This is a genomic window from Haemophilus sp. HMSC71H05, assembly GCF_001838635.1.
GTDB lineage: Bacteria > Pseudomonadota > Gammaproteobacteria > Enterobacterales > Pasteurellaceae > Haemophilus_D > Haemophilus_D parainfluenzae_R.
On sequence record NZ_KV838021.1, the window covers coordinates 1 to 3,026 of the forward strand.

Here is a 3,026-nt window from a genome sequence, read left to right on the forward strand (position 1 = left end):
CCAACACCCAAAACCCTTGAGCGTTGTATAGTTAAGCCTCTCGGGCAATTAGTATCTGTTAGCTCAACGGCTCGCACCGCTTACACACCAGACCTATCTACGTCTTAGTCTTAAACAACCCTTACTGTCTTAAAAACAGGGAGAACTCATCTCTTGGCAAGTTTCGTGCTTAGATGCTTTCAGCACTTATCTCTTCCGCACTTAGCTACCCGGCAATGCGTCTGGCGACACAACCGGAACACCAGTGGTGCGTCCACTCCGGTCCTCTCGTACTAGGAGCAGCCCCAATCAATTCTCCAACGCCCACGGCAGATAGGGACCGAACTGTCTCACGACGTTCTAAACCCAGCTCGCGTACCACTTTAAATGGCGAACAGCCATACCCTTGGGACCTACTTCAGCCCCAGGATGTGATGAGCCGACATCGAGGTGCCAAACACCGCCGTCGATATGAACTCTTGGGCGGTATCAGCCTGTTATCCCCGGAGTACCTTTTATCCGTTGAGCGATGGCCCTTCCATTCAGAACCACCGGATCACTATGACCTACTTTCGTACCTGCTCGACTTGTCTGTCTCGCAGTTAAGCTTGCTTATACCATTGCACTAACCTGACGATGTCCGACCGTCATTAGCAAACCTTCGTGCTCCTCCGTTACTCTTTGGGAGGAGACCGCCCCAGTCAAACTACCCACCAGACACTGTCCGAGACCACGTTTCGTAATCTTCGTTAGAACATCAAACGTTAAAGGGTGGTATTTCAAGGACGACTCCAACAATACTGGCGTATCATCTTCATAGTCTCCCACCTATCCTACACATCAAAATTCAATGTTCAGTGTCAAGCTATAGTAAAGGTTCACGGGGTCTTTCCGTCTAGCCGCGGGTACACCGCATCTTCACGGCGATTTCAATTTCACTGAGTCTCGGGTGGAGACAGCCTGGCCATCATTATGCCATTCGTGCAGGTCGGAACTTACCCGACAAGGAATTTCGCTACCTTAGGACCGTTATAGTTACGGCCGCCGTTTACTGGGGCTTCGATCAGGAGCTTCTCTTTCGATTACACCATCAATTAACCTTCCAGCACCGGGCAGGCATCACACCCTATACGTCCACTTTCGTGTTTGCAGAGTGCTGTGTTTTTAATAAACAGTTGCAGCCAGCTGGTATCTTCGACCGGTTCAACCTTCGCCCGCAAGGGACTACAATCTACGCCGGCGCACCTTCTCCCGAAGTTACGGTGCTATTTTGCCTAGTTCCTTCACCCGAGTTCTCTCAAGCGCCTGAGTATTCTCTACCTGACCACCTGTGTCGGTTTTCAGTACGGTTTAGATAAACCTGAAGCTTAGTGGCTTTTCCTGGAAGTGTGGTATCGGTTACTTCAGCTCCGTAGAGCCTCGTCATCATCTCTCGGTGTTATAGAAGTCCGGATTTGCCTAAACTTCTCACCTACCAACTTAAACGCACATATCCAACAGTGCGATAACCTAACCTGCTCCGTCCCCACATCGCAGTTTATCCAAGTACGGGAATATTAACCCGTTTCCCATCGACTACGCTTTTCAGCCTCGCCTTAGGGGCCGACTCACCCTGCCCCGATTAACGTTGGACAGGAACCCTTGGTCTTCCGGCGAACGGGTTTTTCACCCGTTTTATCGTTACTTATGTCAGCATTCGCACTTCTGATACGTCCAGCAAACCTCTCGATTCACCTTCATCCGCTTACAGAACGCTCCCCTACCCAACAGTATTGCTACTGATGCCGCAGCTTCGGTGCTATATTTGAGCCCCGTTACATCTTCCGCGCAGGCCGACTCGACTAGTGAGCTATTACGCTTTCTTTAAATGATGGCTGCTTCTAAGCCAACATCCTAGCTGTCTAAGCCTTCCCACTTCGTTTCCCACTTAATATAGACTTTGGGACCTTAGCTGGCGGTCTGGGTTGTTTCCCTCTCCACGACGGACGTTAGCACCCGCCGTGTGTCTCCTGAGTATCACTCTTCGGTATTCGTAGTTTGCATCGGGTTGGTAATCCGGGATGGACCCCTAGCCGAAACAGTGCTCTACCCCCGAAGGTGTCCGCTCAAGGCTCTACCTAAATAGATTTCGGGGAGAACCAGCTATCTCCCGGTTTGATTGGCCTTTCACCCCCAGCCACAAGTCATCCGCTAATTTTTCAACATTAGTCGGTTCGGTCCTCCAGTTAGTGTTACCCAACCTTCAACCTGCCCATGGCTAGATCACCGGGTTTCGGGTCTATACCTTGCAACTAGACGCCCAGTTAAGACTCGGTTTCCCTTCGGCTCCCCTATTCGGTTAACCTCGCTACAAAATATAAGTCGCTGACCCATTATACAAAAGGTACGCAGTCACCCTTAAAGGGCTCCCACTGCTTGTACGTACAAGGTTTCAGGTTCTATTTCACTCCCCTCACCGGGGTTCTTTTCGCCTTTCCTTCACAGTACTGGTTCACTATCGGTCAATCAGGAGTATTTAGCCTTGGAGGATGGTCCCCCCATCTTCAAACAGGATATCACGTGTCCCGCCCTACTTATCGTTAGCTTAGTACCATAACCTGGACTTCGAGTACGGGGCTATCACCCTGTATCGCCAAGCTTCCCAGCTTGTTCCTCTGTCTCTGTCATTATCACTAACAGGCTCCTTCGCGTTCGCTCGCCGCTACTAACGAAATCTCGGTTGATTTCTTTTCCTCGGGGTACTTAGATGTTTCAGTTCTCCCGGTTTGCCTCACTTACCTATGGATTCAGTAAGTGATAGTAGATTCTTCATCTACTGGGTTTCCCCATTCGGACATCTTGGATTAAACGCCTCTTATCGACTCATCCAAGCTTTTCGCAGATTAGCACGTCCTTCGTCGCCTCTGATTGCCAAGGCATCCACCTTGTACGCTTAGTCACTTAACTATACAACCTCAAAAATTCTTGATGTTGCGTTTTTTAACTAAACACTTGATTGCTTTTGTTCAATCAAGATTTTCTTCTTACTCAGACTTTTTCTTATCCCT

At 49.5% G+C, this 3,026-nt stretch carries 1 rRNA gene; it reads right to left on the bottom strand.

What is annotated here, in order from left to right:
- Nucleotides 1–27: 27 nt before the first annotated feature.
- A 23S ribosomal RNA gene (locus tag HMPREF3279_RS00685) occupies nucleotides 28–2,925 on the bottom strand.
- Between the last annotated feature and the right edge of the window lie 101 nt (nucleotides 2,926–3,026).